29 protein-coding genes and 1 tRNA gene are annotated in these 24,171 nt (G+C 44.6%); 21 read left to right on the forward strand and 9 right to left on the reverse strand.

Going from position 1 to position 24,171, the window contains the following annotated elements; translation table 11 throughout:
* Positions 1 to 100: 100 nt before the first annotated feature.
* Positions 101 to 403, reverse strand: a complete 303-nt coding sequence (locus K3G25_RS05785) for a LysM peptidoglycan-binding domain-containing protein (protein ID WP_003153022.1) — start codon at positions 401 to 403, stop codon at positions 101 to 103.
* A gap of 91 nt (positions 404 to 494) precedes the next feature.
* Complete coding sequence (locus tag K3G25_RS05790; RefSeq protein WP_014418394.1) at positions 495 to 1,259, reverse strand: DUF1189 domain-containing protein; 765 nt, start codon at positions 1,257 to 1,259, stop codon at positions 495 to 497.
* A gap of 158 nt (positions 1,260 to 1,417) precedes the next feature.
* Between K3G25_RS05790 and K3G25_RS05795 the strand changes: the two genes are divergently transcribed.
* The 9 genes from K3G25_RS05795 (at position 1,418) to pstB (K3G25_RS05835) (ending at position 10,866) form a co-directional block, all read left to right on the forward strand.
* Positions 1,418 to 1,900 carry a DUF456 domain-containing protein gene (locus tag K3G25_RS05795; protein ID WP_007408301.1) on the forward strand — a complete coding sequence of 161 codons (483 nt, stop codon included), beginning with the start codon at positions 1,418 to 1,420 and terminating at the stop codon, positions 1,898 to 1,900.
* A gap of 165 nt (positions 1,901 to 2,065) precedes the next feature.
* Positions 2,066 to 2,671 carry a superoxide dismutase SodA gene (sodA, locus tag K3G25_RS05800; protein ID WP_003153025.1) on the forward strand — a complete coding sequence of 202 codons (606 nt, stop codon included), beginning with the start codon at positions 2,066 to 2,068 and terminating at the stop codon, positions 2,669 to 2,671.
* Between the two features lie 117 nt (positions 2,672 to 2,788).
* A complete protein-coding gene (locus tag K3G25_RS05805; RefSeq protein WP_012118002.1) occupies positions 2,789 to 4,078 on the forward strand; it encodes an MFS transporter in 1,290 nt (429 codons plus the stop codon).
* Positions 4,079 to 4,179: 101 nt separating this feature from the next.
* On the forward strand, positions 4,180 to 6,327 hold the full coding sequence (locus tag K3G25_RS05810; RefSeq protein ID WP_022552950.1) for a peptidoglycan D,D-transpeptidase FtsI family protein: 2,148 nt from the start codon (positions 4,180 to 4,182) through the stop codon (positions 6,325 to 6,327).
* Between the two features lie 155 nt (positions 6,328 to 6,482).
* Positions 6,483 to 7,385, forward strand: coding sequence for a phosphate ABC transporter substrate-binding protein (locus tag K3G25_RS05815; protein ID WP_007408304.1), 903 nt, complete (start codon positions 6,483 to 6,485; stop codon positions 7,383 to 7,385).
* Positions 7,386 to 7,433: 48 nt separating this feature from the next.
* Positions 7,434 to 8,363, forward strand: coding sequence for a phosphate ABC transporter permease subunit PstC (gene pstC / locus K3G25_RS05820; protein ID WP_007612605.1), 930 nt, complete (start codon positions 7,434 to 7,436; stop codon positions 8,361 to 8,363).
* Positions 8,363 to 9,247 carry a phosphate ABC transporter permease PstA gene (pstA, locus tag K3G25_RS05825; protein WP_232489626.1) on the forward strand — a complete coding sequence of 295 codons (885 nt, stop codon included), beginning with the start codon at positions 8,363 to 8,365 and terminating at the stop codon, positions 9,245 to 9,247. Before pstC ends, pstA begins: the two co-directional genes overlap by 1 nt.
* Before the next feature lie 18 nt (positions 9,248 to 9,265).
* Positions 9,266 to 10,072, forward strand: coding sequence for a phosphate ABC transporter ATP-binding protein PstB (gene pstB / locus K3G25_RS05830; protein ID WP_014418390.1), 807 nt, complete (start codon positions 9,266 to 9,268; stop codon positions 10,070 to 10,072).
* 11 nt (positions 10,073 to 10,083) lie between these two features.
* The gene (gene pstB / locus K3G25_RS05835) at positions 10,084 to 10,866 is read left to right on the forward strand and encodes a phosphate ABC transporter ATP-binding protein PstB (protein WP_038461533.1); all 783 of its coding nucleotides are present in this window, start codon (positions 10,084 to 10,086) and stop codon (positions 10,864 to 10,866) included.
* A gap of 99 nt (positions 10,867 to 10,965) precedes the next feature.
* Here the strand turns inward: pstB (K3G25_RS05835) and K3G25_RS05840 are convergent, their stop codons facing one another.
* Both K3G25_RS05840 and K3G25_RS05845 read right to left on the reverse strand, forming a co-directional pair.
* Entirely contained in the window at positions 10,966 to 11,430 is a 465-nt protein-coding gene (locus K3G25_RS05840; RefSeq protein WP_022552954.1) for an endolytic transglycosylase MltG, read from the reverse strand.
* Positions 11,427 to 11,780 carry a hypothetical protein gene (locus K3G25_RS05845; RefSeq protein ID WP_003153047.1) on the reverse strand — a complete coding sequence of 118 codons (354 nt, stop codon included), beginning with the start codon at positions 11,778 to 11,780 and terminating at the stop codon, positions 11,427 to 11,429. Before K3G25_RS05845 ends, K3G25_RS05840 begins: the two co-directional genes overlap by 4 nt.
* Before the next feature lie 346 nt (positions 11,781 to 12,126).
* Between K3G25_RS05845 and rpmG the strand changes: the two genes are divergently transcribed.
* The 3 genes from rpmG to K3G25_RS05860 all read left to right on the forward strand — a co-directional run bounded on the left by rpmG (position 12,127) and on the right by K3G25_RS05860 (position 13,153).
* Complete coding sequence (gene rpmG / locus K3G25_RS05850) at positions 12,127 to 12,276, forward strand: 50S ribosomal protein L33 (RefSeq protein WP_003153056.1); 150 nt, start codon at positions 12,127 to 12,129, stop codon at positions 12,274 to 12,276.
* 78 nt (positions 12,277 to 12,354) lie between these two features.
* Positions 12,355 to 12,909, forward strand: coding sequence for a 5-formyltetrahydrofolate cyclo-ligase (locus K3G25_RS05855; protein WP_017418150.1), 555 nt, complete (start codon positions 12,355 to 12,357; stop codon positions 12,907 to 12,909).
* 70 nt (positions 12,910 to 12,979) lie between these two features.
* Positions 12,980 to 13,153, forward strand: a complete 174-nt coding sequence (locus K3G25_RS05860; RefSeq protein ID WP_094296041.1) for a hypothetical protein — start codon at positions 12,980 to 12,982, stop codon at positions 13,151 to 13,153.
* A 75-nt stretch (positions 13,154 to 13,228) separates the two neighbouring features.
* Here the strand turns inward: K3G25_RS05860 and nhaC are convergent, their stop codons facing one another.
* Positions 13,229 to 14,593: a Na+/H+ antiporter NhaC gene (gene nhaC / locus K3G25_RS05865; protein ID WP_021494320.1), complete on the reverse strand. Its 1,365-nt coding sequence runs from the start codon at positions 14,591 to 14,593 to the stop codon at positions 13,229 to 13,231.
* A gap of 197 nt (positions 14,594 to 14,790) precedes the next feature.
* Here nhaC and K3G25_RS05870 point away from each other — a divergent pair, with 197 nt between their 5' ends.
* The 5 genes from K3G25_RS05870 to K3G25_RS05890 all read left to right on the forward strand — a co-directional run bounded on the left by K3G25_RS05870 (position 14,791) and on the right by K3G25_RS05890 (position 18,637).
* Positions 14,791 to 15,000, forward strand: a complete 210-nt coding sequence (locus K3G25_RS05870; RefSeq protein ID WP_007408313.1) for a YqgQ family protein — start codon at positions 14,791 to 14,793, stop codon at positions 14,998 to 15,000.
* Between the two features lie 34 nt (positions 15,001 to 15,034).
* Positions 15,035 to 15,997: a glucose kinase GlcK gene (glcK, locus tag K3G25_RS05875; protein ID WP_014418385.1), complete on the forward strand. Its 963-nt coding sequence runs from the start codon at positions 15,035 to 15,037 to the stop codon at positions 15,995 to 15,997.
* Between the two features lie 82 nt (positions 15,998 to 16,079).
* A complete protein-coding gene (locus K3G25_RS05880; protein ID WP_154817568.1) occupies positions 16,080 to 17,207 on the forward strand; it encodes a M14 family metallopeptidase in 1,128 nt (375 codons plus the stop codon).
* 72 nt (positions 17,208 to 17,279) lie between these two features.
* Positions 17,280 to 18,317 carry a YqgU-like beta propeller domain-containing protein gene (locus K3G25_RS05885; protein ID WP_154817567.1) on the forward strand — a complete coding sequence of 346 codons (1,038 nt, stop codon included), beginning with the start codon at positions 17,280 to 17,282 and terminating at the stop codon, positions 18,315 to 18,317.
* A gap of 5 nt (positions 18,318 to 18,322) precedes the next feature.
* On the forward strand, positions 18,323 to 18,637 hold the full coding sequence (locus K3G25_RS05890) for an MTH1187 family thiamine-binding protein (RefSeq protein ID WP_003153073.1): 315 nt from the start codon (positions 18,323 to 18,325) through the stop codon (positions 18,635 to 18,637).
* Positions 18,638 to 18,669: 32 nt separating this feature from the next.
* Here K3G25_RS05890 and K3G25_RS05895 read toward each other — a convergent pair whose 3' ends face one another.
* Positions 18,670 to 18,843, reverse strand: a complete 174-nt coding sequence (locus K3G25_RS05895; RefSeq protein WP_003153076.1) for a DUF2759 domain-containing protein — start codon at positions 18,841 to 18,843, stop codon at positions 18,670 to 18,672.
* Between the two features lie 154 nt (positions 18,844 to 18,997).
* Between K3G25_RS05895 and K3G25_RS05900 the strand changes: the two genes are divergently transcribed.
* Positions 18,998 to 19,636, forward strand: coding sequence for an MBL fold metallo-hydrolase (locus K3G25_RS05900; protein WP_017418145.1), 639 nt, complete (start codon positions 18,998 to 19,000; stop codon positions 19,634 to 19,636).
* Between the two features lie 39 nt (positions 19,637 to 19,675).
* Here the strand turns inward: K3G25_RS05900 and K3G25_RS05905 are convergent, their stop codons facing one another.
* Positions 19,676 to 19,921, reverse strand: a complete 246-nt coding sequence (locus K3G25_RS05905; RefSeq protein WP_003153078.1) for a DUF2626 domain-containing protein — start codon at positions 19,919 to 19,921, stop codon at positions 19,676 to 19,678.
* A gap of 236 nt (positions 19,922 to 20,157) precedes the next feature.
* On the opposite strand from K3G25_RS05905, the gene K3G25_RS05910 reads away from it, so the two are divergent.
* A complete protein-coding gene (locus tag K3G25_RS05910) occupies positions 20,158 to 20,538 on the forward strand; it encodes a Spx/MgsR family RNA polymerase-binding regulatory protein (RefSeq protein WP_003153079.1) in 381 nt (126 codons plus the stop codon).
* Positions 20,539 to 20,602: 64 nt separating this feature from the next.
* Here the strand turns inward: K3G25_RS05910 and K3G25_RS05915 are convergent.
* Positions 20,603 to 20,673 (reverse strand) — tRNA-Gln (locus K3G25_RS05915).
* Positions 20,674 to 20,744: 71 nt separating this feature from the next.
* Between K3G25_RS05915 and K3G25_RS05920 the strand changes: the two genes are divergently transcribed.
* A complete protein-coding gene (locus K3G25_RS05920; RefSeq protein ID WP_039254482.1) occupies positions 20,745 to 21,575 on the forward strand; it encodes an STAS domain-containing protein in 831 nt (276 codons plus the stop codon).
* Positions 21,576 to 21,612: 37 nt separating this feature from the next.
* Here K3G25_RS05920 and K3G25_RS05925 read toward each other — a convergent pair whose 3' ends face one another.
* Positions 21,613 to 22,914 carry a hemolysin family protein gene (locus K3G25_RS05925; RefSeq protein ID WP_012117986.1) on the reverse strand — a complete coding sequence of 434 codons (1,302 nt, stop codon included), beginning with the start codon at positions 22,912 to 22,914 and terminating at the stop codon, positions 21,613 to 21,615.
* A gap of 145 nt (positions 22,915 to 23,059) precedes the next feature.
* Here K3G25_RS05925 and K3G25_RS05930 point away from each other — a divergent pair, with 145 nt between their 5' ends.
* A complete protein-coding gene (locus tag K3G25_RS05930) occupies positions 23,060 to 24,010 on the forward strand; it encodes a magnesium transporter CorA family protein (protein WP_232489627.1) in 951 nt (316 codons plus the stop codon).
* The last annotated feature ends 161 nt before the right edge of the window (positions 24,011 to 24,171 follow it).

Raw genomic sequence — 24,171 nt, forward strand, 5'->3', positions numbered from 1 at the left:
GTTACCGTTTTTGCAGGCTGAGCCTTTTACATGTCAGGCAACTTCTATTTACATGTTATATTGTAACAGTGTATTTGCCGAACTGACAAGAAATTAACGTTTAATTGCGGTAGACGGGGAATTTATAAGCGGTGCCTGCCTGAATGGCGTTTGCTTTTACATTCGGATTCAGCGCTTCAAAATCTTGTGCAATATCATCTGGCGCTTTATGTGCGCCGACTATCGACATCACCGTATCGCCTTTTTTGACCGTAACCGTTCTGTATGAAGCTTCTTGTTGGGCTGGCTGTGCCGCCGCTGCGTATGCTGGAAGGTCTTGAGAAGGGATCGTGCCGATTTTAAGATCGTAAAAGATAATGAATATCACAAATAAACTGCCGAATACAAAAGTAAGCCGCTTCATTCCAACCGCCTCCCGCATACATTTTTACTTCATTGTATGCTTGTCCCATTTTGTTCATGACAAAAAAGAAGACCGCCGGGGGCAGTCTTTGTTACACAGCTGTTTTTCTTGGCGGTATCTCTTTTAAGACGAGGAAAAGGATGATAAAGTTTACAAACCAATTCACTAAAAATTCACTCGGCACCGTAATAACAAGCGCGCGCATGATCGTAAAGAATATGGTCGAAAGTGTAATGGAATAAGCCGAAAGCTTCCAGAGCTGCTGGTAATTCAATGTCTTTCTTTGCGCATTTTTCAATATCAGGCCGATGACGGCGAGAAATGATACTTCAATGAATTTTCCGGCCGCTGTCATGATGAACAGCAGAACGGACAGGACGGTGACGATCATCGTTTTATTTTGGTTTAATGCTGATATGATTTCTTTTTTTGTGATATCAGCAGGCATCAGCGAATAATTCATTTCTGTCGCCTGTCCGTCTACAGCAAGCACCATTTTATTTTTCAAAATGCCGATCGCGTTTTGTTTCGCCGCTATTTGTTTAGCGCCGTAAGCATCCGTCGGATCAAACACGATGACGAACCCGTTCGCTTCCGTTTCCTTAGAGGCGGACGCTTTCGTCTGCAATTCTCCGTTTGAAATGCTGAAATCAGGGAAATCTTTCTTTAACACGGTTTTGAAACCGTTCATTGAGTTTACGGTGCCGGAGCAAAGGTAATAAGCGCTTGGCAGCGTAAAAAGGACAGACAGCAAAAAGACATAAAGGATCGCTTTTCCTATCCCCTGAAACCGTGTTTTTGCAATATCTGCCGGAGAGTATGTACTTTTCAATAAAGCCGTAAATATGTTCAACATCTTCACTTCCTAGCCTAAACTGGTATATGTTGCTTATTGTATCGTTCACAGGGGATGAACACAAGTGAGAGTATTTAAAGCGGTGATAAGGAATCATACATAATAAGATAAAGCGGGAAGCGGTGATCGCCCGCAAAACAAAGGAGGGTGTTTTTGTCATGAGTGTTTTGTATTGGCTGATGATCATTGCGGTCTTCGTCATTGCTTTTATCGGGCTTGTATATCCGGTGATTCCAAGCGTTATTTTTATTGTGGCCGGTTTTCTTCTCTACGGATTTTTGTTTTCCTTCAGTCCTTATTCTTACCTGTTTTGGCTCATTGAGGCGGTATTTGCGGCCGTTTTATTCGCAGCTGATTATGTGTCAAATTTACTTGGCGTTAAAAGGTACGGAGGAAGCAGGGCGGCAATCTGGGGAAGCACGATCGGATTATTGATCGGGCCCTTCGTTATTCCCGTGGCAGGCATTATATTAGGCCCGTTTATCGGTGCTCTCTGCGCTGAGGTGTTTGTTCATCAAAAGGATATCAAGTCCGCGGCAAAAGTGGGGCTCGGCTCGTTAATCGGCTTTTTAACAAGCGTCGCGGCAAAAGGCGTCATTCAGCTCTTTATGATCGGGTATTTCTTATGGACGGTGCTTTAGAAAGGTTTAATTTCGGCCGTGAACGGATAAAGTGTAATATGTCTGCTGGAATCGCCGGATTGTGAGCTTTTTCATTGATTACCACGCTTTCTTTTGTTACATTGAGATTAGAAAAGTTCGCGTTAAGCGGCATTTCAGTACATATATTTAAAGGAGGAAAAAATTATGGCTTACAAACTTCCAGAATTGCCTTACGCTTATGATGCTTTAGAACCTCATATCGATAAGGAAACGATGACGATTCACCATACGAAGCACCATAACACATACGTGACAAACCTCAACAAAGCGATCGAAGGATCAGCGCTTGCAGAGAAATCTGTAGATGAGCTTGTTGCTGATTTGAACGCAGTGCCGGAGGACATCCGCACGGCAGTCCGCAACAATGGCGGCGGACATGCAAACCACTCTTTATTCTGGACTCTTTTATCTCCGAACGGCGGAGGCGAACCGACTGGTGAGCTTGCTGAAGAGATCAAAAGCACGTTCGGAAGCTTCGATCAATTTAAAGAAAAATTCGCCGCAGCAGCTGCAGGCCGTTTCGGTTCAGGCTGGGCTTGGCTCGTTGTAAACAACGGCAAACTTGAAATTACAAGCACGCCAAACCAAGATTCACCGCTTTCAGAGGGTAAAACACCTGTTCTCGGTCTTGATGTTTGGGAGCACGCGTACTACCTGAACTACCAAAACCGCCGTCCTGATTACATTTCAGCTTTCTGGAATGTTGTGAACTGGGATGAAGTTGCCCGTCTTTACAGCGAAGCAAAATAAATAGTTCGATCAAACAAGGTCTCCCGCGGGAGACCTTGTTTTTTTATTGACTTTGATTCCTTTTACATATCTCAGTTTGAGTGAGACAAACTAATGTGTAGTAAAGGGGAGTCAATGATGAGCAAAATAAAAAAAATTATCGGCGACATCGAAATAAATAAAGGGCTGCTGCTGTTATTGACGATTGGCGGCCTTTACTCATTGGGCATCGCGCTGTCAAATACATTTGTCAACGTGTATTTGTGGAAGCAGTCGGGAAAATTTATTGATTTGGCCATATACAATTTGTCGGTCGTGACGATGCAGCCGGTTACCTTTCTGCTGGCGGGCCGGCTGGCTAAAAAAATTGACAGAGTGTTTATTCTCAGGTTCGGCGTTATCTTTTTGGCCGCTTTTTATTTAAGTGTGCTGCTTGCCGGAGAAACTGCGGCTTCCCGTCTTGTTTTGATAGGGGCCGTGCTCGGAGTTGGATACGGCTTTTACTGGCTGGCTTTTAATGTGTTGACTTTCGAAATCACGGAACCGGAAACGAGAGATTTTTTTAACGGGTTTTTAGGCATTTTGTCTTCATCGGCGGGCATGATCGGTCCGATTGTGGCCGGATATGTCATTTCAAGACTTGAAAACAATACGGGTTATACAATCATTTTCAGCCTGTCGCTCGGCTTATTTGCCCTTGCCGTGGTCATGAGCTTTTTTCTGAAGCGGAGGGAGTCGAAAGGCCGGTTTATGCTGAAAAAAGTTTTTGATGAGCGCCACACGAATCTGAATTGGCGCCGGATTACCAACGCGCACTTTTTTCAAGGCTTGAGAGAAGGGATTTTTGTTTTTTTAATCAGCGTATTTGTATTCATTGCGACAAACAGTGAGCTGGCGCTCGGAACATTCGGCCTCGTCAATTCCGCGGTTTCTTTTTTTGCCTATTATTTTGCATCAAGGCTCATCAAAAAAAGAGCGCGGAAAAAGGCGATTCTTATCGGCGGATTGATCTTGTACGGCGCTCTGTTTCTCATTATTTTTAAAATGAGCTTCACGACGCTCCTTTTGTACGGAGTGTTTATTGCGATCGGCTATCCAGTTCTGCTCGTGCCGTATGTCTCGCTTACATATGATGTGATAGGCCGGGCGCGGCTTGCCAGAAAAGCCAGAATTGAATACATTGTGCTCAGGGAGTTATTTTTAAATGCGGGCCGGATCGTTTCCATCCTTTGTTTCCTTGTAATCGTTACATTATTCAAGGAAAAAGTGGGGATACCGGCGGCGCTCGTGCTGCTCGGAGCCGGGCATCCGCTGATTTATTACTTTATAAAAGACATCAAACTGGATACGGAAACTTCTGATGAAACAGTAGAAGAAGACCGACAAAAACAGGCGGCGGAACCGAATTTTATAAAAGGAGAAAGATAAAAGGGTTATCTGTAGAAAAATATCGAAAAAACCTTTAGAATGAAAAATGGCACCTGAACAGAAGGTGTCATTTCTTTCTGTAAATAAGAAAAGGTGATGTCATGAGGAGAAATAAAAAGAAAATAGCTGTAAACAAAGAAAAGAAAAAATCACTGCCAATCCGGCTTAATTTTTTGTTTTTGGTTGCGTTTCTTATTTTCACTTGGATTATCGTCGAGCTTGGCATCAAGCAGATCGTTCAGGGTGATGATTATAAAAACGCCGCTAATAAGCAAGAGGAGTCTGATGTCAGCACGGCGGTTCCGAGAGGGAAAATATACGACCGGAACCTAAATCCCATCGTAACGAATAAAGCATTAAATGCGATTACATATACACGTTCAGCCTCAACCACCCAGGCGCAGCGTTTAAAAATCGCAAAAAAACTGTCGGGTATGATTAAGGTAAGCACCAAAAAGGTGACTGAGCGGGATAAAAAAGACTATTGGATGTTAACAAGGCCTGATGAAGCGAAAAAACTGATTACGGCCGAAGAAAACCAAAAAGCTGAAGACAAAAAACTGTCTGACGATGATTTATATCAGCTTCAGCTGAAACGCATCACAGACAAACAGCTGAATGAGCTCACTTCAAAAGACATGCAGATCCTTGCGATCAAAAGACAGATGGATTCAGGATACTCCCTGACGCCTCAATACATCAAAAATGAAGGCGTGTCGGCAAAAGAAATGGCCGTCGTCAGCGAACATTTAGATGAACTGCCGGGGGTTGACGTGACGTCTGACTGGGAACGGTCTTATCCAAATAAAGGGTTGTTAAAATCAGTTCTCGGCAGTGTCTCGAGCTCCAATGAGGGACTTCCTTCAAATCTTCTTGAGCATTATTTGTCACTCGGCTACAGCAGGAATGACAGAGTAGGAAAAAGTTATTTAGAGTATCAATATGAAAATCTGCTGCAGGGCCAAAAAGAGAAAGTGAGAAATGTGACAGATTCCTCTGGAAACGTAACAGATACAGAAACGGTATCAAAAGGTAAAGCCGGGGATGATTTAGTGCTTACTATAGATACCGAATTGCAAAAAGACGTTGAAAAAATTATTGAGAAAAATTTAAGGGCTGCAAAGGCAAGACCGAGTACACAGTTGCTTGACAGAGCATTTGTCGTAATGATGGATCCCCGTAATGGAGAAGTGCTTACAATGGCGGGTAAACAGATTAAACAAGTAGACGGCAAATATAAAATTGACGATTATGCACTAGGAACAATGACTTCCTCTTACAACATGGGCTCAGCTGTAAAAGGGGCAACACTGTTAACAGGTTATCAAACAGGTGCTATTAAAATCGGAAATATATTTACGGATGAAGTTTTAAATATTAAAGGCTCTCCTCCTAAAAAATCGGTAAGTGTAATGGGGCCAATAAATGATTTAACTGCACTTGAGCGTTCATCTAACGTTTATATGTTCAAAACGGCAATTGCAATTGGTAAGGGTAAATATATATCAGGACATTCACTGCCGCTTGATTACAGCGCATTTGATAAATTTCGTTATTACTTCAGTGAATTCGGTTTAGGGGTAAAAACAGGAATTGATCTGCCTAACGAAGCTACAGGATATGTGGGAACTAAAAGGCAGTCAGGTTTCTTGCTTGATTTTGCGATTGGCCAATATGACACATACACTCCGCTTCAAATGGCTCAGTATGTATCGACCATTGCTAATGGTGGCTATCGTATGAAGCCCCAAGTCGTGAAAGAAGTAAGAAAACCTTCAAAAAAAGGTATCGGGGCCGTCGTTGAATCTGTTAATCCGGAAGTGATGAACCGTCTTGATATGACGGAAAGTGAAATTAAACGTGTTCAACAAGGTTTTAAACTTGTTATGAATGGAGCTCAAGGGACTGCGAGAGCAAATTTTGCTAATAAAAGTTATAACCCTGCCGGTAAAACTGGAACAGCACAAGCTTTCTATGACGGACCTATAAAATCAAGAACTGGTGCTTATACTTATAACACAACCTTGGTGGCTTATGCTCCTGCAGATCATCCTGAAGTTGCTATTTCGGTAGTGGTTCCATGGGCTTATGAAGATTATAATGACAGGTATTCTATAACTAACGACATAGGGGAAGCAGCTCTGGACAAATACTTTGAGCTGAAAAAGAAACAAGAAGATAATAATACGAAGCAGAAAAACGAAGATAAAATTCAGGAAGACGCTGAAAACGGCAATACAAACAACTAATAGAAAAACGCTCACAATCTGTGAGCGTTTTTTTTATACAAAAAAACATCCGGATTTACAAAACCTTAACACTTGATTTATACGCATTTTACAAGAACCCTTTACTCTATACGTGTAGGACAAATTACACATTAAATGCAGGGGGAATTCAGGAAATGAAAAAAAACAAATGGATGCTTATGCTTCTGATGGCTGCTGTTATGATTGTTGCTGCAGCATGCGGAAATGCAAAGGAAAGCGGCAAGACAGACAGTCAATCTGCAAGTGAGGATAAAAAAGCATCAGGTTCTTTAACCATTTCTGGTTCATCAGCCATGCAGCCGTTAGTACTGGCAGCGGCGGAAAAGTTTATGGAAAAACATCCGGATGCTGATGTGCAGGTGCAAGCGGGGGGGTCAGGAACAGGTCTTTCGCAAGTGTCTGAAGGGGCAGTGCAAATCGGCAACTCAGATGTCTTTGCTGAAGAAAAAGAAGGCATTGATGCAAAAGCCCTAAAAGACCACCGAGTAGCGGTAGTGGCGATGGCGGCTGCGGTCAACCCCGGTGCGGGCGTAAAGGATATAACCAAAAAACAGCTGACAGACGTCTTTACAGGAAAAATTAAAAACTGGAAAGAGCTTGGCGGTAAAGATCAAAAAATTACACTCGTGAACCGTCCTGATTCATCAGGAACACGCGCTACGTTCGTCAAATACGCGCTTGACGGAGCAGATCCTGCTGAGGGCATTACAGAGGATTCCTCCAATACAGTCAAAAAAATCATTGCGGAAACGCCGGGAGCAATCGGTTATCTGGCATTCTCTTATATAAACGATGACAAAGTAACGCCTTTATCGATCGGAGGCATCAAACCGGAAGAGAAAAACGTCGTCACAGGCGAGTATCCGATTTGGGCTTACGAGCACTCTTATACGAAAGGTGAAGCGTCAGGCCTTACAAAAACGTTTCTTGACTATATGAACAGCGATGAAGTACAGAAAAGTATCGTAAAAGATCAAGGCTACATTCCGATCTCTGATATGAAAGTCACACGTGACGCAAACGGCAAGCAAAGCTGAGGGGAGGGCGGGCTCCCCGCCTCTTCTTCTTTATAGGAGTGTAAACAAATGATAAATCACAGAGAAAAAGAGTCTGTAAGCGAACGCTTAATAAGCTCAAAACAAAACAGGCAATTGGATGAAGTCCGCGGAAGGGTGATTGTGTCTGTGTGTGCCGCGATTATCATTGCGGCATCAGCGGCGATCACAATTTTTCTCGGCATAAAGGGGCTGCAATCTTTTTTTGTAAATGGTGTAAGCCCGATTGAGTTCTTAACAAGTCTGAATTGGAATCCAACCCAGGCAAAACCTGAGTTCGGCGCGCTGCCTTTTATTTTCGGATCATTTGCGGTCACCGTTCTGTCTGCTCTGATCGCAGCGCCCCTCGGTATTGCGGGTGCCGTGTTTATGACGGAAATTGCGCCGACTTGGGGAAAAAAGGTGCTGCAGCCGGTAATTGAGCTGCTTGTCGGCATTCCGTCCGTCGTTTATGGATTCATAGGTCTTACAGTATTGGTTCCGTTTATCGGCTCTTTTAAATCAAGCGGAACGGGTCACAGCCTTCTGGCGGGGACGATCGTACTCTCGGTAATGATTCTGCCGACTGTTACATCGATTTCCGCTGATGCGCTTGCGTCACTTCCGAAACACCTTCGCGACGGTTCATATGCGCTTGGTGCGACGAGGTGGCAGACAATCAGAAAGGTGCTTATCCCGGCGGCGTTTCCGACATTGCTGACCGCTGTCGTGCTCGGGATGGCAAGAGCGTTCGGAGAAGCACTCGCCGTACAGATGGTTATCGGAAATACAAAGCTTCTGCCGGAAAGCCTGCTTGATACGGCGGGAACATTAACGACGATTATTACGTTAAACATGGGCCATACCACATACGGCAGTATTGAAAATAATACGTTATGGTCTATGGGGCTCGTTCTTCTCATCATGTCGTTTCTGTTTATATTGCTCATACGCTACTTGTCATCTAGGAGGAAAGTGTAATGAACCGGAAAATAACGGATAAATTGGCCACCGGTGTATTCGGGTTATGCGCCGCTGTAATCGCGGCGATTTTGGCAGGATTGTTTTTGTACATTCTTATTCACGGCGTCTCTGAAATCTCCTTGCATTTTCTTACGTCAAAATCGAGCGCCATTGCGTCAGGCGGCGGAATACGGGATCAGCTTTTTAACTCCTTTTACATTCTGTTTATCACCATGCTGATCACGATACCGCTTGGTGTGGGGGGCGGCGTTTTTATGGCTGAATATGCGCCCCAAAATAAAATCACTGATTTTATCAGAACGTGTATTGAGGTGCTGTCTTCGCTTCCGTCCATTGTCATCGGGATGTTCGGCATGCTGATGTTTGTCAACCTGACCGGATGGGGCTACACGATTATCGGAGGCGCGCTCGCATTAACCGTCTTTAACCTTCCCGTTATGGTCCGGGTGACAGAAGGCGCGCTCACTGCAGTTCCTAAGGAGCTGAAAGAAGCTTCTCTCGCTTTAGGTGTATCGAGATGGCATACCGTCAAAACGGTGCTGATTCCGAGTGCGATTCCTTCGATTTTAACCGGAGCCATTCTCGCATCAGGAAGAGTATTCGGAGAAGCGGCCGCATTGTTATTTACAGCGGGGCTGACAACGCCGCGGCTGAATTTTACGGATTTGAACCCGTTTTCTGAATCATCTCCTTTCAACATTTTCAGGCCGGCTGAGACGCTGGCGGTTCATATATGGAGTGTCAATACGCAGGGAATCATCCCTGACGCCGAAGCGATTGCAAACGGCGGTTCGGTGGTGCTGGTGATTTCGGTGCTCTTGTTTAACCTTTGTGCAAGATGGCTCGGATCTGTCATTTATAAAAAGCTTACGGCAAATTAATCGGAAAGAGGCGAAAACATGATTGATCACATCATCAGGGAACATGCGGAACAGACAAAGCGTTCGCCGGAGTCTTCAATTTTGGAAGTGAAGCATTTATCAATTTATTACGGTGACAAACAAGCGGTTAAAGATGTAAACATGGATATTGAAAAACATGCGGTGACGGCTCTGATCGGTCCGTCCGGCTGCGGGAAATCAACATTTTTGAGACAGATTAACAGAATGAACGATGCCATTCCTTCGGCAAGAAGCGAGGGAGAGATCCTTTATGAAGGGCTGAATATTTTGGGAGAAGCGATTAATGTCGTGTCTCTCAGACGGGAGATCGGTATGGTGTTTCAAAAACCGAATCCGTTCCCGAAATCCATTTACAATAACATCACACATGCGCTGAAGTATGCGGGTGAACGCAGGAAAGCCGTTTTGGATGATGCGGTCGAGGAAAGCTTAACGAAGGCTGCGCTTTGGGATGAAGTCAAAGACCGGCTTCATTCATCGGCTCTTTCGTTATCAGGCGGCCAGCAGCAGCGCCTTTGCATCGCCCGTACGCTTGCGATGAAACCTGCCGTGCTTCTTTTAGATGAACCGGCATCAGCTCTGGACCCTATTTCAAACGCCAGAATCGAGACGCTTTTGACAGAACTGAAAAAAGATTATTCGATTATTATCGTTACGCATAACATGCAGCAGGCGCTGAGGGTGTCTGACCGAACGGCTTTCTTTTTAAACGGGGAAGTGGTGGAATACGGGCAGACAGAACAAATTTTTACGAGTCCTAAAGCGCAAAAGACAGATGACTACATTAACGGAAAGTTCGGATAGGGGGAAGGACTGTGAGCCTTGTGAAGGAAGCGGTGCACACACAGAATTTATTTGATATTCACGGCATGAACGTATGGTACGGAGCCCATCAGGCTTTAAAAGACATTACGATCGGTTTTGAGGAGCGGAAGGTAACTGCGATCATCGGTCCGTCCGGTTGCGGGAAATCCACTTTTATTAAAACATTAAACTTAATGCTGCAAATGGCTCCGAATGTCAAAGTGACAGGCGACATGATCTATAACGGACGCAATCTGCTGAAAGAAAAGACGGATGCGGCAGAATTAAGAAAACAAATCGGTATGGTGTTTCAAAAAGGAAATCCGTTTCCGCAGTCAATATTTGAGAATGTCGTGTACGGTCCGAGAATTCACGGCGAAAAAAATAAAAAGAAACTGCTTGAAATCGCCGAGGAATCTTTAAAGGCAGCTGCGCTCTGGGATGAAGTGAAAGATCGCCTTCACCAGCAGGCGCTTTCACTGTCAGGCGGTCAGCAGCAGCGGCTGTGCATCGCAAGGGCGCTCGCCACCAAACCGGACGTCCTTCTGATGGATGAACCGACGTCCGCTCTCGACCCCGTATCCACACGGAAAATAGAAGAGCTGATTTTGACATTGAAAGAAAAGTATACAATCGTCATTGTGACGCACAACATGCAGCAGGCTGCGAGGGTCTCTGATCAAACCGCGTTTTTCTATATGGGCGAACTGGTAGAGTGGGGGGATACGGACAAAATATTTTCTCAGCCGGATCATCAAAAAACACATGATTATATCACCGGAAAATTCGGATGAAAAAAACGGGCCCGGCCATTGACCGGGTCCGTTTTATATTGCTTATTAAAAAAGCCTGCCGGCCGTATCCATCTGAATGGATGATGCCTGCAAGCTTTTTTAGCGGGTTAATGTTTTGACGATTTTTTTAAAGCTCATATCTGAGTCGACTTTGAAATGGCCGGCGCGGATTTCTTTATGGTAGCCTGCGTCAATGACGTAATCATTAAAGTCCTTCGCTGAAGGAATAATCCCTTCTTTTTCAAGAATGGATGACACATCAGCAGTGCTCATTCCGTTTTTAATCGTCAGTTTGTATGTTACTTTTTTCTTTTTGTCGTCTGTGTTTTGGTCGTTGTTTAACGATTTTTCTTTAGAATCAAGAAGTTTTTGATAGTCATCCCGGTTGACGGAGACTTTTTGCTGATCGTCGAGGTAGCTGTTTACTTCTTTTTCTGTCAATGCTGTTTTTTCGGTTTTAACGGCGGCTGCCTGGTCATGGTCAGTCAAATAGAAGACAGCGGCGAGAACGGCCGTCGCTAAAATCATGCCTGCTGCAAAAGCCTGAATGCCCCGTTTTGTCATACGAGCACCTTCTCATTATCTTTAATAATGGTATTGACGTCCTCGACAGACACGTGCTCCGCTTTTGCGATGGCTTCCGCAGACATTCCGTTGTTATATTTTGAAATGATTTGTTTGGCGATTTTTTGGTTAATGCCGCTGCTTTTGGCTTTGCGGATCACGAGGTTGGTTTCCAGCAATTCTTCTTCAAGCACCGTCATTTTCTTTTTCAACTTGTAAATTTCCTGCATGGCGGAAAGCTGAAGCGTTTCAAGCTCCTGTTCCACGTCTTTCATCGGATCTCTTTGAGAATATGAGAATGCAATAAGCGCTATACTGACGATAAACAACGCAATAATAGCAATTTCCACGTTTCATCACCTTCTATTATTAATTTGCCCTTCTTTTTTATACCATAAAACGCCGCCATTCTAAAGGAAATAGAGAAAAAAACGGAATTTTGTCGGGAAATCTTTTTTATTCGGGGAGCAAACGGTTATTTCTCTATAGATTTCGTATCAGAAAGTCCTTTTTTGTCCTGTTTCGTCATATTTTCCCTTCATCTGACGCAGGCTCATTCAGAGGATCAGAAGCGTAAACTGATGTTTTCTGCACTTAAACAACATTTCATGTAAATCACTCTAGCATTCCGTCCATTATAGTGGTATTATATATAAGTCTGAATAAGTAAATGATATTTAGTTTGGAGGGAAAATAATGCGCGTTAATATTACTTTGGCTTGCACTGAATGTGGTGAGCGTAACTATATTTCTAAAAAGAACAAACGCAACAATCCGGACCGCGTTGAATTTAAAAAATATTGCCCACGTGATAAAAAATCTACGTTACACCGTGAAACAAAATAAGCTGTTTAAAACAGCGGAAAAAGCTGGAGCTTTCAATAAAGTTCTGGCTTTTTTGTCTTTCAGGGAGGTTTGACAAACGTGAAAGCACAAATCAGAACCGATATAAAAGCAAAGCTTTCTGACATGACAGAAAGTGAATGGGAGAAAAAATGCCGCAGCATGCGTGAAACGCTGTTTTCTTTAAAAGAATGGAAACAGGCCCGCGTGATCGCCGTTACCATCTCGACACGCCTGGAAATTCCGACACGGCCGATTATTGAACAGGCCTGGAAAGAGAAAAAACAAGTCTGTATCCCAAAATGCTTTCCGCAGACGGGAGCGATGGAGTTCCGTACATTTTCTGCGTATGATCAGCTGGAAACCGTATATGCGGGCCTCAGTGAACCGATCGAGAGCCTGACGGAAAAAGCCGCCCAAAAAGACATTGACCTTGTGATTGTGCCCGGCGTGGCTTTTGACCGGGAAGGCTTCAGAATCGGATACGGCGGAGGATATTATGATCGGTACCTCTCCGGTTATAAAGGCCGTACCGTGTCGCTTCTCTTTGACTGCCAGCTGACAGACCGCATTCCCCGCATGCCCCACGATATTCCGGTCGATATGATCGTGACTGAATCTGAAACCATCGCTTAATCGCATAAAAAACTTCTTGCACCGGAATAATTCTCGCTGTTTGACAAACGATAGGGGCAGGAGGGATAAGATGAAAAAAATGTTGATCTACTCATTATGCGCCGTATCTGTTTTAGCCGTTTACCAAAACCGCTACCGTCTGATGAACAGCGTGCTCAGCCAGCCGGGGATCAGACGGTCATTCATTCATTTCTTTTTAAAAATACCGTTTATCAGAAACAAATTCATTCAGCAGGCATTTTAAACAAATCCCGTTTTTCAGCGGGATTTTTTGCATAAGAAAACCTGCCGGTAAAAAACGGCAGGTTTTCTCGTATTGTCAGCTTTTTTTCAGGAAACCGAGCAGAATTGAGATCATAGGAGAAATGTACAGGAAAAAGGTAAACGGCAGGTAGTCGATGACGGAAACCCCTAATGCGCTTGCCATAAAAGCGCCGCTTACTCCCCAGGGAATCAGCGGGTTGATCAATGTTCCGCCGTCCTCAAGCGACCGCGCAAGGTGAATCCGCTTAATGCTGAGCTTGTCATATAAAGGTTTATAAGATTGGCCCGGAATTAAGATCGACAAATACTGCTCACCTGTCGCAAGGTTTACGCCTATACTTGAGAAGACGGTCGCCATGACAAGACGTCCTTTCGTATGCACGCCTTTTATCAATCCTTGAAGCAGCGCCGCGATCAGGCCCGTTTTTTCCATCAGGCCGCCGAGCGCAAAGGCGATCATGATCAGAGAGACTGATCCCATCATCGATTGGAGCCCGCCTCTGTTGATAATGCTGGCCACAGCCTGGTCGCCGGTTTTAAACGCCGTCCCGCTTTGCAGGGCGGATATAAATCCTTGAATGCTGCTGTCAGGAATAAAAACAGCAGTCAGAAGCCCTGCGGAAATAATACCGGCGGTAAGCACCGGAATCACGGAAACCCGTCTCACAGCTAAAATGATCACCAACAGAGGTGAAAGAAGCGACCAAGGCGTAACGTGAACGGCCTCTTTTATTCCGGAAATGACCGCCTCAATATTTTGCGTTGAAGCGGCATTTATTGAAACCGATGAACCGAGAATATAAAAAAGAACAATCGTGATCAGCAGTGCCGGAACGGTAGTGCCCATCATATGGCGAATATGCTTAAAAATCGGAATTTCGCCGATTCCGGCGGCAAAATTCGTCGTGTCGGACATCGGTGACATTTTATCACCGAAACAAGCCCCGCAAATGACTGCTCCCGCCGTCCATTCGAGCGGAACTCCCGCCGCGCTTGCTACCCCTAACAGCGCGACGCCGATTGTACTGACAGTTGTCAGACTTGAGCCGACAAGCGTGCTGATAATCATGCAGGAAAATAATGCGGTCAAAAGCAGCTGACTCGGCTGTATAATTGACAAAGCGTAAACAGTGACGGTGGGAATGGCGCCGCTGTACATCCAGGCGCCGATCAGTACACCGATCAAAGCCAGCACGATAATCGGCTGCACACCGTTTTTCAATCCGCTGACAATTCCTTTTTCAAGACTGTCCCACGAGAAACCGAGCCACAAACCTGCCAGAGACAGAATAATGACGCAAAAGAACAGCGGCATATGCGGCTCTGTATGAAAGAAAAACAGGCAGGAAATAATGACTGCTAACATCAAGACAAATAAACTGATGGCTGAGATGAACGTCAGCCTTTTTTCTTGTTTCAAAACAACACCCCATCAAACTTTAATCCTTTTGTGCTTTTGGGCACGAAAGTATTGTAACAGAAAAACGCATAAATGAGTGTTTTTTTACAATTTTGAATATACAATTTATGAAAATAATACAAGGATATTTTCTCCAATCGTTTTTTGCTTGACGCCCGGATCAGTGATGAAATACGCTTATACTAAGAAGAGTAGAAATGGTGAAGAAGATGAATTCATTTTATGACGTGCAGCAGCTGTTTAAGTCATTCGGACATATCGTTTATTTCGGTGACAGACAAGCCGAAATTGACTTTATGAAAGATGAATTAAAGGAAATGTACTTGTCAAACGTGATTGAAAGAGAATTATGGCAAAAAGCCGCCGGAGTTCTTCAGAGAGAATCGGAGCGGATCAAAGGCAGATAACACAGCAGGATTTTAATAAGAAAAGGAGATTATTATGGAAGATACATGGTTTGCGGGGATTGATCTTGGCGGAACAACCATCAAGCTGGCCTTCATCAACATGTACGGTGAAATTCAGCATAAATGGGAAGTTCCGACCGATAAATCAGGAAACACAATTACGGTCACGATCGCCAAAGCGCTTGACCAGAAGCTGGAAGAACTGAACAAGCCGAAACGGATCGTAAAATGGATCGGAATGGGAGCGCCCGGACCCGTGGAAATGGCGACGGGAATGGTCTATGAGACGACAAATATGGGGTGGAAAAACTATCCGCTGAAAGACCATCTCGAGGCGGAAACGGGTATTCCGGCCGTCATTGAAAACGATGCCAATATCGCGGCGCTCGGAGAAATGTGGAAGGGTGCAGGTGACGGGGCCAAAGATGTCATTTTAGTGACGCTCGGAACCGGAGTCGGCGGAGGCATCATCGTCAACGGAGAAATCGTTCACGGTAAAAACGGGGCCGGCGGAGAAATCGGTCATATTTGCAGTATTCCGGAAGGAGGAGCTCCGTGCAACTGCGGAAAATCCGGCTGCATCGAAACGATTGCGTCCGCAACAGGCATCGTCCGCATCGCGAAAGAAAAGCTTGCAGCGGTTTCCGACTCTTCGCTCTTACAAGTGGATGATCTGACGGCACGTGACGTGTTCGAAGCGGCTAAACAGCAGGATAAGACAGCGCTTGAAGTCGTCGATTATGTCGCAAAACATTTAGGCCTCGTGCTCGGAAACCTGGCAAGCGCCATGAACCCGACGAAAATCGTGCTCGGCGGAGGGGTCTCTAAAGCGGGTGAAATCCTGCGGTCAAAAGTGGAAGAGACCTTCAAAATCACCGCGTTCCCGCGTTCTGCGGAAGCGGCCGATATTTCGATTGCGGCACTTGGAAATGACGCCGGAGTCATCGGCGGGGCGTGGATTGCCAAAAATGAATGGCTCAAACATCAAAACTGCTGAAGAAAGTCTGCCTGCCCATATCGCGGGCGGCTTTCTTTTTTTATCTCCCCTGTCATATAGTTTTTAAAAAAGGGGGATGAACATGGCGGGAATTCGTGTCAAACCTGAATTGAAACAGCATATGAAAGATATCGCAAAGGTGCTTTCAATTGATGAAAAACTGTTGAAAGCCGCTGATAAAACGGCGGAAAACGATGAATTGTTTTGTCCCGGCTTTGCCGTGAGCGGGCAGTCAGAGGGTCCGCCGCTTGAGACGCTGAGCGGGCTTTCGCGATACATCCGGCACTGTGAAAGGATTCTTTCCGCTGATCAATGGGTGAAGGAAGAAAAGGTGTACGGCTCCCAATCGGTTTATGAAGAAATTGAGAAAATAACGGATGTCTTTCCGTTTGTCACGTGCCGTAAAATCGGCAGTTCCGTATTGGGAAAGCCGCTTTATGAGCTGAAAATAGGTGCGGATACGGCCGAAAGAAAAGTCCATGTAAACGCCTCATTTCATGCCAATGAATGGATCACCACCTCGGTCGCGCTTAAATGGTGTAAAGAATATTGCGCGGCATTATGCGAAAATAAAACTGTTTTCGGGCACTCTGCGCTTGATATATTCAGCCGGACATCATTGTCATTCGTTCCGCTCGTAAATCCCGACGGTGTTGATCTCGTACTTTACGGATGTGAAGATTTATCAGAAAAAAATGAATTTCTTAATCAATTAAATGAGCACCGCCCGGATTTCCGCGAATGGAAGGCGAATATAAACGGTGTGGATTTAAATAAACATTTCCCATCCAATTGGGATATTGAACAGAGGCGCAAACCGAAAGCCCCTTCATACCGTGATTTTCCGGGGACGGCGCCGCTCACTGAACCGGAGGCGCAGGCGATGCACCGGCTGATAACGGAGCAGCCGCCTGACAGGCTGATCGCGCTTCATACGCAGGGAGAAGAGATTTATTGGGGATACGAAGGATGTGAACCGGAGCAATCATCCCGGATGATTCGGGAGTTTGAAGCGATAAGCGGAAACTGCTATCAAGGCGTTAAAACCATTGACAGCCATGCCGGTTTTAGGGATTGGTTTATACAGCAGTATGGAAAAGAGGGCTATACCATTGAGCTCGGGAAGGGAAAAAACCCTTTGCCTTTTCATCAGTTTGCTGATATTTATCAAGCGACGGAAGGTATTTTGTGGAGGTCGCTTGTTTTTTGAGACATCTGTGAAATTTCTCATTTGTTTACATAAACAAATATGGGACAATAGAAAAGAATGGAGGGAAGGCTGGTGAGATACTTGGTTTGTGTTCTGCTGTCCGCATTCGTTCTGTGTTTAGCGGCCTGTGAACCATCTCATCAGCAGCAAGACACAGGCGTTTCGGCAAAATCGGCAGAACAGAAAATCGTTCCGCTCAGTAAAAAGGAAGCGGAGAAAACGGAAGGATGGCTGGATAACAGAACGATTCTGTATACAGCACATCATCAGCTGATGAAATATGATCTTTTCAGCGGAAAATCCGAACGGCTCTATGAAACAAAGGGCCATATTGTCAATGTAAAGATCAGCCGGAAAAAACAGCTGATTCTCGTACAGGTGACAAGCAGCGGTCAGACTGAGCTTGTGCTTATGAACAAGCAGGGGAAAAGACTTTATCACAAAGCCTTTAACTCTTATGAGCTGGAGACGGCTTGGAATCCGTATGACCCGTATCAAATGATGATTACCGTTTTTACTGAAACATGGGACTTCACAGCCTATACGGCCGATATGAAAAACGGCATTTTAAAAAAGAGTCCCGTTCAGGCCCCTTTTGTCCATTGGACCTCCACTGATGAATTCCAATATATTAAGCAAGGAAAAACGGAGGAAGAGGGTCCTTTATATTCTTATGACTTGCAGACAAAAAAAGAAAAAAGAGTGCTTCATCACGTCATCTGGACCGATTCCCGCCCGGGCATGACGATTGCCGTCAGACAAACGGATCAATCGGACGGAGACGGCGAGTTCCTTTTCCAAAAGCCGGCATCCGTGACACACCGATTTCCTCTCCAAGAAAAGTATAAGAGCTTTGCGCCGATGGAATATGATTACGATCAGACACACAAGCGGTTTTACATATTTAAGCCTGAAGGCCGCTCTTACAATCTGATCAGCTTTGACTTAGGAGACGAACGGGAGCGGACGGTGCTCAAAAACACGGAAATGGAGCCGATTCAGATCTCTCCGAACGGGGAATACGCTTTATACGGCTTTACGTATGACCGTCTGATTTCACTGAAAACAGGCATGACAGAACCAATCATAACAAATGAAAAAGGAGTTTGAACCAAATGGCAATTGCAGATGTGACAATCATTCCGATCGGAACAAAAACACCGAGCGTCAGTGAGTATGTAGCGGATGTGCAAAACATTTTGGAGGGTTACAAAGCTGCCGGCAAAATCAAATTTCAGCTCACGCCGATGAACACGTTGATTGAAGGTGAGCTGAGCGACTTATTCGCAGTCATTCAGGACATTCACGAAGCTCCGTTCCAAAAAGGGCTGCACAGAGTGGCGACAAATATCCGCATTGATGACAGACGTGATAAAGAAACAACGCTGGAGAGCAAAATCAAAAGTGTCAGCAAACATTTGCAGCAATAAAAAATAAGCCTGTATCCATTGGATACAGGCTTTTAATGTGCAGTCGGATAGCCGCTGGTTACAACGGTCATTACGGTAAACCAGCCAAACACGCCCAGCGTGGCGGCGGCTAACAAAAATCCCAGGATATTTCTCTGTCTGACAGCCCGCAGGACTCCTAATACAGCTAATAATGCGACAAGGCCGAAGATTACAACAAGTAACATGATGCTCCTCCTTTGTCATTGGAACCTGAAAATCTTTCCATTTTATTTTAACCGTTTTCATTTTGTTTGTCGATAGCGTTTTCCCGGCCGCATTCATTGAATCTTCCGCAGAAAACCTTCATAATAAGGGCATATACATAAAGAGGTGATGAAAGTGAAATGGAGACGAATGCCGGCCGGTCCGATTCAGGCAAACGCGTATTTTCTTGTCAGTGAGGATCAGTCCTGTCTTATTTTTGATCCGGGCGGGGAAGCGGACAAAATCAACAATTACATAAAAGAAAACAATCTGAAGCCGTTGGCCATCTTACTGACGCACGCTCATTTTGACCATATCGGCGCGCTTGACGAAGTAAGAGACAGATGGGATGTTCCCGTATATCTTCACAAAAATGAAGAAAAGTGGCTGGAGGACTCTTCCTTAAACGGATCAGGCATATTGCGGGGCATCGCCGTAACGGCACGGCCCGCCGAACGGCTGATTGAAGGCGACGGCATATTGGACATCGGGCCTTTCCATTTGGAGACATTGTTTACGCCGGGACATTCACCGGGAAGCGTTTCTTATTATGTGAAGGACGCGGATCTGGTGATTTCAGGTGATGTGCTCTTTCAGGGAGGCATCGGCCGCACTGATTTACACGGCGGAAGTCAGAACGTATTGCTTGATTCCATTCATCAAAAACTGCTCACGCTTCCCGGACATACACTTGTATTAAGCGGACACGGGCCGGAAACGGATATCCAGACAGAGCAGGAGCGAAACCCGTTTATTAATGGTTTTTCACTGTAAATGAAAAAAGACAGACCATAATCGGTCTGTCTTTTTCTGTCAGTGGGTTCCGCCGCCCGGTGTCATAATAAAAATAGAGTAATATGTAAATCCGGCGAAAAATACGGTTAAGTAAGCTCCGAAAATATAAATATACATCCGCTCAGTCAGATTCAAATAAGAAAGAAATACGAAAAAGATCGTCTGTCCAAAAAACAAAAGTGAAGCGTCTTTCATGCCCCCTAAAAAAAACATGACTGCAAATATCCCCGTCCAAAATCCTAACACCCGGAACATGCGATTCATTCCTTATCCCCTCCCGAGAGTCTATCTGAAGTTTATTATAATAGATCGGCACTCAAAATGTAAACATTTTCATGATTATATTTATTGTGGAATTTATGTCTTTCCCTGTGTTTTATATCTTATGCCGCTCTCTGAAAAAGATCCGAAAAATCTTTTTGAAATATGTTTAATGAAAAAAAGTTCAGGGTACTTATGTTAACAAAGAGACGGATTATCCGAGGGAGGAATTTTTAAAAATGAAAGAACTTATTTTTTATTCATACCCGAGCTGCACATCATGCCGAAAAACGAAACATTGGTTAAAAGCCCACAATGTTGACTTTCAAGAGCGCCATCTATTCAGGGAGACACCGACAATTGATGAATTGAAGCAGATCTTATCATTAACGACTGAAGGAATTGATGAAATATTGGCGACGAGAAGTCAAACATTTAAAAATCTCAACCTGAACATTGAAGAAATGACTGTAAATGAAGTGCTGAAGCTTTTGACTGAGAAGCCGAAACTGCTGCGGCGTCCGATTCTGATCGATCGCAATAAGCTCGTTATCGGATACAATCCGGGAGAACTGATGAAGCTGACGAAGAAAAAAACGGTACATCAATCTGTATCATAAGAGAAAAACGAAGATCCGCTGATCAAAATTTATCAGCTAATCTTCGTTTTTTGCGGTTGCGGGACTGGGCTAGCTGGATTCGAACCAACGATCACGGAGTCAAAGTCCATTGCCTTACCGCTTGGCTATAGCCCATCGGATGTAATTACAGTATGTGCGTCCGGCGCCGATTTATACATACAAAGGAATTTGAATGGAGGAGACCCGTGAAACATTTGAGTGAAGCATTATCTCGAACCTTAATTGAAGAATCAGGTGAAATCACACGCCAGTGGCTGCTCATACCAAAATCGGGGCGGCCTACAGATGATCAGAAAGCGGAAATGCAGCACCGTCTGTTAATTGAAATCGTTGCCGGCATTTTATCGGAAAAAGACGGCGGGGAAGAGGAGCTGACGAAATGGGCGCTTCAGTTCGCAAGGGACCGGGCCGTCCATGAAATACCGGTCTATGAAAGCGTCACGAGCTTTAAAGAATTCCGGAGATTGGTCTGGAACCGCATACAGACGTGCTGTGAAACAATGTCTGAGAAGCCTGGGGCGAATGCGGTATTCCATTGGGGAGAGAAGCTGAACAAAGCAATTGACCATATGATTGAAGTATTTACAGAGGAATATTATAAAGTGACGGTTACACAATTAAACGCCCAAAAAGAAATGATTAACGAACTAAGCGCGCCGATTATGCCGATTGCCGACGGTATTGGAATTTTGCCGCTCGTCGGCGAAATTGACACCTACCGGGCAAAAATGATTTTGGAATCGGTGCTTGACCAATGTTCTTCACTCCGTCTTTCTTATTTATTTTTAGATATATCAGGTGTGCCGATTGTGGATACGATGGTCGCTTATCAGATTTTTAAAGTGATTGACAGCACAAAACTTCTTGGCATAGAAACGACAATCTCAGGCATCAGGCCGGAAATCGCGCAGACCGTCGTGAAGCTCGGCATCGATTTTTCTCAGGTGAAAACGGAGCAGAGTCTGGCGAAAGCGCTGGCAAAAAACGGATTTATCGTAAAAGAATCATTAAGATGATAAAAAGCTGAATGGCCGGGAGGGATGTCTCCCTCAGCTATTCAGCTTTTTCAGCTTCAATCGTAATGATATGATGGCTGTCGATTTCTTTTACCGTAAATGTGTAGCCTTCAAAATCAATGGTGCTCCCGGGCTTCGCGTCAATATGCTGAGTAAGAAACCAGCCCCCGAGTGTATCGACTTGATCAGCCGTAATCTCTGTTCCGAGTACATCATTGACGTCGCTGATCAGCAATTTGGCGTTCAGGAGATAGCGGTTCTTCCCAAGCTTTTGAACGGAAGGTGTTTCATCCGTATCAAATTCGTCGCGGATTTCGCCGACGATCTCTTCAATGATGTCTTCCGCCGTTACTAATCCCGCGGTTCCGCCGTACTCATCAATGAGAATGGCCATATGGGCGTGTTCCCGCTGCATTTTAACGAATAATTGATAAATCGGAATCGTCTCAATCACATGGATCGCCGGCTGGATGTAAGGGCTGAGTTCGTGTTTTGTAAACGCCGCTCCTTCTGACAGGAATCTGAATAAAACTTCTTTTATATTGATGATGCCGACTACATGATCTTTATCTCCTTTTACTACGGGATACCGGGTATATTTATTTGTTTTGATAATGTCCCGGAGCATATGTCCCGATCCGCTGTCTAACGGCAGACTCACCATTTCATTCCGGGGCACCATAATTTCTTTGGCAGTGCGCTTATCAAATGTAAAAATGTTATTTACGTAATGCAGCTCGCTTTTTTTAATCATGCCGCTTCGATAGCTTTCGGCAAGGAGCACCCGCAATTCCTCTTCCGTATAAGCCATTTCATGTTCGGAAGCAGGCTTCAAGCCGAACATGGCTGTAATCAGGCGGGCGGAATGATTGAGCAGCCAGATGAACGGAAACATTAACTTATAAAACAAAATCATCGGTCTGGCAGACAAAAGTGTAATCCGCTCGGCTTTTTGGATAGCAAAACTTTTCGGGGCGAGTTCGCCGATAACGACATTCACATATGTAACCAGCAGAAAAGCGATGATCAATGACAGGACTTGGGCAACCGCTTCGTGAACTCCGGTCTTTAAAAATAACGGCTGAAGCATCGCTTTGACTGTCGGTTCACCCAGCCAGCCGATTCCCAAAGCGGTGACGGTGATGCCCAATTGGCATGCCGATAAATATTCATCGAGGTGTGTAATGACATGCTTGGCTGCTTTTGCTCCTTTTACATCTTCCTCAATGAGCTGATTAATGCGGGAGCGCCTTGCTTTAACGATTGAAAACTCTATGGCGACAAAACACGCCGTTAATAAAATAAATAGTACGATGGCAGATAGTTTGATGATATACAATGTAACGCCTTCCGCGAAGGAAGGCTTGCACCTCCCTTTTTTCGGAATAATACCACTGTAGAAAGCTGCTCAAACATCGAACCTGGTTTAGCCTGCTTCATTTACGGTAATAAAACAAGAAAGCGATACTGGAGGATGACAAGAGATGAAGGTACATTCGGGAGCGGACTGGCTGTGGTACCAGCTCGGTCCGAATGAAAAAACAGAAGCGAAAAAAATGATCCATCACAATCACTGGCCGCAATGCGAAAAGTGGTTTGAACATGAAAATCATATAAACTTTCTGCGCTCAGATACAAATGATCAGAATAATGAAGCGGTTTTCGGTTCTTTAATCTATCATCAAGGATTAGATGATGAAAAAAACCATACCGTATTTCACTTTTATATTACGAGAGACTTCTTTTTTACAATTAATTTTGATTTTTCGCTGCTGCGCGGTGTAAAAGAAAAGCATGCCACACAGCAGATTCAAACCTGTGAAAATCCGATTGAAGGCTTTTTTGTTCTGCTGGGAGAGCTGATGAATTCCTATCTGATCGGACTGGATGAATTTGAAGTCAAGCAGCGGACGCTGAAATGGCAGATTCATGATGACAACAGCAAAGGAATCTTGGAAAATGTGCATAAACTGCGCCATGAGCTGTTCATTTGGAAAGGCCTTACACTGGGGGCTCAAAAAGTGGAAATGGCTTTAAAAGAAGCTTTTCTCCCGAAAAATGACAGGCAGAAAGATTACCTCAGAGCTCACCAAAAGATGGAAAGAGGAATTACATATATCAATGAGTTTGATCAGGAACTGAGCAATCTGCTGCACGCCGAGGAAGTCATTACCTCCCAAAGAGGAAATGAAATTGTGAAAGCCTTGACGATCTTTACAACTCTCTTTACACCGATGACGGCGCTTGGAGCTCTCTGGGGGATGAACTTTGATAACATGCCGGAGCTTCATTGGAAATATGCGTATATTTGTTCCATCGTGCTCATTATTGTATCAACCCTGCTGATTTATATTTATCTGCGGCACAAAGGCTGGACAGGGGACATTTTGAGGGAGCATCAAAAAAAATATTTGCGGAAAGAAAAGAAACGCTAAGAAGAGCAGGCATACGCCTGCTTTTTTTGATGGCTGAAAATGGCCGAATGGTTCCGGATTTCATTCGGTAAATCAATGTCAGGTGGCTTATTTTTTATTTTTTTACGTTTTACACACTGTAAAACGCATAATCTCTCCTTTGCCGGCTTTTGTGTATCTGA

Source organism: Bacillus sp. FCW2 (assembly GCF_021228595.1).
GTDB lineage: Bacteria > Bacillota > Bacilli > Bacillales > Bacillaceae > Bacillus > Bacillus velezensis.